Origin of the sequence: uncultured Campylobacter sp. (genome assembly GCF_937973075.1) — a bacterium.
In the GTDB taxonomy this organism is placed as follows: Bacteria; Campylobacterota; Campylobacteria; order Campylobacterales; family Campylobacteraceae; genus Campylobacter_B.
Map to the genome: position 1 here is coordinate 1 of NZ_CALBWL010000066.1, position 5,238 is coordinate 5,238.

Below are 5,238 nucleotides of genomic sequence, written 5' to 3' on the forward strand. Positions count from 1 at the left end.
CGTCTTTAATATGGAAAATTTCGACGCCAAGCCTTTTATGGACGAGCTAAATAAGCAGGGATTGCCGTGGGAGATAATCGAAATGAAGCCAGGCGAGAGGTATGAGGTGTGAGCATGGGATTTATCCAAGAAATTATAAATAAAATATTAAATCGTTTAAAGCCTAAGCTTGAAAGTCTTGAAGCTAAATTTTATTTTTTTGGTATTCCTATAATATCCGTTTCAGGATTAATGTTTAAAATACAAAATAATATATTTATTGTTATTTTATTCTCAATTGGTATATTATTATTATGCGCAGGAGTTTTGGTCTGGTGTTTTAGTTTATTGAAAAGGAAATGGGTTGTAAACTTAGTGAAAGTTTTCTTAGTTTTACTAAATGTTCCAACTTATTTTTTGGCAGAATTTATATCTAGAAATTTAATTGCTGAAACAATATATTTGCCCGTAAGGGATTTTGATTTTACTTTAAAAATTTTAACTTCTATTTTTTATATACCTATAGCTATTTACTTATCTTGTATTTTTTTAATAGTAATGGCTTTTTTGGCGATGATTGTTGGCATGATAATAGATATGGTAAGCTCTAATTTGGCTAAATTTAAACATAAATATAAATTACAACTAATACACTTTTGTAGAATAGTAGGGATATTTTTAATTGCATCAATTGCACATTCTGTTTCTAGCAGTGTTATTATTTATAGTATTTCCAGCAACCCACTTGTATCAAAAACTATAAAATATATAGCCTTTTATGGTGATTATCAATTAATGAAAAATTATCCTGATGCAAAAGAGGAAGAGCGTATAATATTACATGAAAATGGCGTAATTTCATCTGCAAGTCAAGATAATGACGAAATAGTAATAAAGATAAGAAAATTTGAGGAATAGAATTCTGTGTAATCTTTATGCCATTAAGACTATGAAAGAGCTTTGTAAAAATTATTATTACTTTCTTGTGCGATGTTTGCGGCGTTTTCTGTGGGTACGCCGCGAGTGATGTCTTGGATAATAGCACTGTTTGTTTGGCTAAGCGCGCTCGCGGCGTATTTTAATAAGTAAATTTTAAATCGCGGCGAAATTTTATAATTTGCCATCGAGTCCGGCTCTGTTTTAAACAGACGAGCGGTTTCTTAAATTTAAACTCTAGCTAAATTTAGACCGAAATTTTTAAGTAAACTTTGCTATAATCGCCGCAATTTTGAAAAAACCGAGGAGAAAATATGAAACTAATTTACGCTGCTTGCCTGCTGGCCGTGTTTGCTTCGGCTCAGACCGAGACTTTGCAGATGCCGAACTTTGCTAAAAGCTCGATGAAGACGCATGAACAGGCCGAAGAAAAACTAATCGCAAATGCCCTAAAAGGCGATCTAAGCCCGCTTGCAAGCGATCTAAAGATCGATAAAACGCTAAAAGATGGCGATTCGCTCATCATTAATGGCGCGCATTACAGGACGATCGAGGGCGACAGCACGCAGTGGAAAGAGGGCGATGCTGTGCGCCTACTAAGCGGCAACAAGGACGGCAGATGCCTAAGCTCGATCATGCTCAATCTGCGCACGAAAACCGTCTGTAAATTTATGTGCGACGCGTATTAGGCGAGAATTTCGTCTAAACCACAAAAATCCACCGGCTCGGCGTAAGTTTCTTGCAACGACCGGTTGTTTCTGCTATTTAGCCATAGCATAGATCGCTAAATATATGCCTATGAATAAAACGTTATTATATATTTTTTTAAAAGCGTTCGTTATGTTTATTGTCCTATATTTGTTCATTCCGCACCCAGAAGATGGAATTTATAATATGCTAGATATACGCATGTTTATTGGCTTAGTGTTGTTTTGTATCTGCCTTATATTGGATATTTAGTTTACATCTTAATCTCTATCTTTACATGTCGTATTTTTTGTTGGTCGCCAAAATTGCATATCACAAATTTAAATTCTAAATGGCTTGACTTGGGTTGTTTTTAAAATTTCGCTTTAATATCGATAAATTCTGCTATAATAAACGCAAATTAAATAATGCCGTTAAAAACGTAGCGTGAGTGCGATAAAGCAAGTAAAATTTGTAGAGGCAAATTTTAACCCTGCCGCTCGGTACTTCAAACGGCAAATCAAGGAAAAAGATGCAAAAATTTAGAATTACAAACGGTGAATGCTCACGTATGGATATTTTTCTGATCATGACGCTGGTTTATATATTTGGCGTGGCATGCAGGTTTTTTTGGATATATTGGGCTAGCGGGATCGAGCAGTTTTCTTTCGATGGCGAGCTCATCATGACCACAAACGACGCCTTTGCGAACGCCGAGGGCGCGCGCGATATGATAGCGGGCTTTCACCAGCCGGGCGATCTTAGCCCGTACGGCGCGTCGATCCCAACTCTAGCATTTTTACTTAGCAAAATTTTACCCGTCAGCCTAAATAGCATTACGATCTATATGAGCGTGTTTTTAGCGCCGCTGGTGGTTGTGCCGATTATTTTGATAGCAAGAGAGTATAAGATCCTGGGCGCCGGCATTATCGCGGCGCTGCTTGCCACCATATTGCCAGGATATTATATGAGGACATTAGGCGGATATTTCGATAGCGATATGTTAAATGTTACTCTGCCGCTGCTAACGCTATGGGCTTTGATTAGGCTCATAGGGCGAGGCGAGCAGAGTAGCTTTGCTTTGCCTGCCGTTTTTACGGTGATTTATGATTGGTGGTATCCTAGCTCGTATTCTTTAAATATGGCGATTATAGTGATATTTTTAATCTATACTTTGATTTTTAATAGACGCAATGAGGAAAATTATAAAGCGATTATTCTTATGGTCGTTGCAGTTATAAATTTTGGCGCGTATTACGAAGGCGAGACAATAATTGTAAATTATATTTTATTGCTTAAGATTGCACTAATTGCGTTTTTATATTTTTTAATGATTAAAATTCCAAGCCATAAAAGCAAAAAAGCTCTTTGGATTTTGGGTACGATCGCCGTAATTATGTTCGTCATATTCGGCGGACTTACGCCCATAGCAGTGCAGCTTAAAGCTTACATCTTAAAAGATGTAAGCAAAGAGGAAATTTTCTACTTCTATGGCGTTAGGAATACGGTTAATGAGGTAGAAAACGCTAATTTCATGAAATTTGTGCTTGAATCTAGTGGGCATCTATTTATATTTATATGCGCCGTAGGAGGGCTGGCTCTACTGCCGATAAAATTCCGTTCGTTTATATTAACCTTGCCGATGATAGCACTTGGAGTTTTAGCACTTTTCGGCGGAACTCGCTTTACAATGTACGCTACACCGATGATAGCGCTTGGATTTGCTTATTTTATATATTTCACGCTGAATTACTTTGGAATACGCACTTGGCTTAGAAGTACTTTGTTGGCTATTTTAACCTGTTTGGCGCTAATGCCTAGCATAGATTTTATTTATAAATTCCGAGTTGCGCCTACGCTTACGAAAGACTCCATAATGCCTCTTGCAGAGCTAAAAAATAAAGCCAGCAGAGAAGATTACGTGCTATCGTGGTGGGATTACGGATATTTAATCAGATATTACTCCGATGTAAAAGTAGTAGCTGATCCCGGAGGTAGACAGGCAGGAGAATACACTTTTATGAGTGCGTTTTCCTTTAATAAAGATGAGGTAAGCTCTGCTAATATGGCAAGGCTTAATGTCGAATATATACAAAAGTCGCAAGGTAAAAAATTTGATCCTAAACTGGAAGATAAATTTAAACTAAATCTATATCAAATTCAAAAAGATTATGGCGAAGCCGATATCAATAAATTCCTAAGTTCTTTGAGTGATAAGAATTTCAAGCTTCCACGGAAAACTAGGGATATATATTATTATTTTGTACCGCACATGATAGATATATTGCCCAATATTTTAAAATTTTCTACTGTAGATATAGAAACAGGTAAAGAGTCTTGGACGCCATTTATTCATGTGGGTTATGATATTAGAATTGGTAAAGATGGAGAGAGCATCATAATAAATGATGAATGCACGCTGCCTAGCGTCGATCCTGAATACCTAATCTATGACGGTAAAAGAATGCCTATTAATTCATATTATCAAGTGGGCGAAGTAAACGGCAAACTCGTCAAATTATCCAAACAAGTAGATAAAAATTCCAATCTTTACGTGATATTTTTACCGGATTACCAAAGAATTTTAATCTTAGATAAAAAGGTCTTTGAGTCAGCCTTCATCCAACTTTTTGTGCTGGAAAACTATGATAAAGATCTGTTTGAGCCCGTTTATTTAAGTAATTCTGCGCGGATTTACAAGCTATTAAGATAAATTTATATTCAGAGGAATACCGCGTAAATTCTTATTGCGCTATATTTTTACAAAGCGTATGTTACTAAGCGATAAAATTATAATGTAAATTATATGCTGAGATTTAGAATTTATACTGGCTATAAATAAATTACAAAAATACTTTAAAATTTTGTCACTAAAAATCGTAAATGTTATGTATTTACTTTAAATTTAGCCTAGGTTTCGAAGCGTGTCGCTATCATTGAGATAAAATTTCACCAAAAGGAGTAGATATGAGAAATTTAGTTGCAAAAGTGGCGCTTCTTGGCTCTTTAGCTGCAGTAAGCGCGATGGCGGAGGGGCTTTTCATAGGCGGCGAAGGCGGATACAATTTCAAAAACCAAGCTGCAGGTTTTGATGACGGACAGCCGCAAATCGGCGTTAAGGCCGGATATGACTTCGGCACGTTTAGGGCCTACGGCGGGGATTTTTACGGATTTAAGGGCGAGGATTCCAGCTCGAATGCCAATTCGAAAAGAAAGGTTAAATGGAGCACGCACGATTTCGTAGCCGGTGCGGATTTTACGCCGGAGCTTTTCGGTAGATTTAAGCTTATCCTAGGCGCTTACGCTGGGCTTTCGGTTTTAGATACTGAAGTTAAAATAGACTATAGCAATGGCGGCTGGGTTAGAGCGGACGATACGCTGGGCGGCTTCATTTTGGGCGGCAAGATAGGTACCGCGTATGAGTTTGGCTCCAATAGCGAGATTGAAATGGGCTTTAAAGCAAGCAAGGCGTGGTACAAAGACGGCGATTATATCGAAGATAACGACGGTAAAAAATACGGCGTTTACGCAGGATATAATTATAAATTCTAAGAATTTTCATATTTGAGGCATTGCACTGCTTTCATAGAGCCTTGATGTTCAGTGGTTTTGCGGAGTGTCGGGTAAGGCTAGTTT

General features: G+C 37.3%; 6 protein-coding genes. 5 read left to right on the forward strand and 1 reads right to left on the reverse strand.

The window, feature by feature from the left end:
- Window positions 1-112 (forward strand): hypothetical protein (locus Q0274_RS09445; protein WP_298029222.1); only part of this gene is annotated, 112 nt, incomplete at its 5' end.
- A 2-nt stretch (window positions 113-114) separates the two neighbouring features.
- A complete protein-coding gene (locus Q0274_RS09450) occupies window positions 115-897 on the forward strand; it encodes a hypothetical protein (RefSeq protein WP_298029213.1) in 783 nt (260 codons plus the stop codon).
- A gap of 29 nt (window positions 898-926) precedes the next feature.
- On the opposite strand, the gene Q0274_RS09455 is transcribed toward Q0274_RS09450, so the two are convergent.
- Window positions 927-1,103 (reverse strand): hypothetical protein, encoded by a 177-nt coding sequence (locus Q0274_RS09455; protein WP_298029215.1) that lies wholly within the window; start codon window positions 1,101-1,103, stop codon window positions 927-929.
- Between the two features lie 126 nt (window positions 1,104-1,229).
- Between Q0274_RS09455 and Q0274_RS09460 the strand changes: the two genes are divergently transcribed.
- The 3 genes from Q0274_RS09460 (at window position 1,230) to Q0274_RS09470 (ending at window position 5,154) form a co-directional block, all read left to right on the forward strand.
- Window positions 1,230-1,604, forward strand: a complete 375-nt coding sequence (locus Q0274_RS09460) for a hypothetical protein (protein WP_298029216.1) — start codon at window positions 1,230-1,232, stop codon at window positions 1,602-1,604.
- A 530-nt stretch (window positions 1,605-2,134) separates the two neighbouring features.
- On the forward strand, window positions 2,135-4,315 hold the full coding sequence (locus tag Q0274_RS09465) for an STT3 domain-containing protein (protein ID WP_298029218.1): 2,181 nt from the start codon (window positions 2,135-2,137) through the stop codon (window positions 4,313-4,315).
- A gap of 254 nt (window positions 4,316-4,569) precedes the next feature.
- A complete protein-coding gene (locus Q0274_RS09470; RefSeq protein ID WP_298029220.1) occupies window positions 4,570-5,154 on the forward strand; it encodes a hypothetical protein in 585 nt (194 codons plus the stop codon).
- Window positions 5,155-5,238: the final 84 nt, after the last annotated feature.

Excerpts from the sequence above, each read along its gene's own strand:
- Q0274_RS09450 (WP_298029213.1), top strand. The coding sequence starts at position 115 with ATGGGATTTATCCAAGAAATTATAAATAAAATATTAAATCGTTTAAAG.
- Q0274_RS09455 (WP_298029215.1), bottom strand. The coding sequence starts at position 1,103 with ATGGCAAATTATAAAATTTCGCCGCGATTTAAAATTTACTTATTAAAA.
- Q0274_RS09460 (WP_298029216.1), top strand. The coding sequence starts at position 1,230 with ATGAAACTAATTTACGCTGCTTGCCTGCTGGCCGTGTTTGCTTCGGCT.
- Q0274_RS09465 (WP_298029218.1), top strand. The coding sequence starts at position 2,135 with ATGCAAAAATTTAGAATTACAAACGGTGAATGCTCACGTATGGATATT.
- Q0274_RS09470 (WP_298029220.1), top strand. The coding sequence starts at position 4,570 with ATGAGAAATTTAGTTGCAAAAGTGGCGCTTCTTGGCTCTTTAGCTGCA.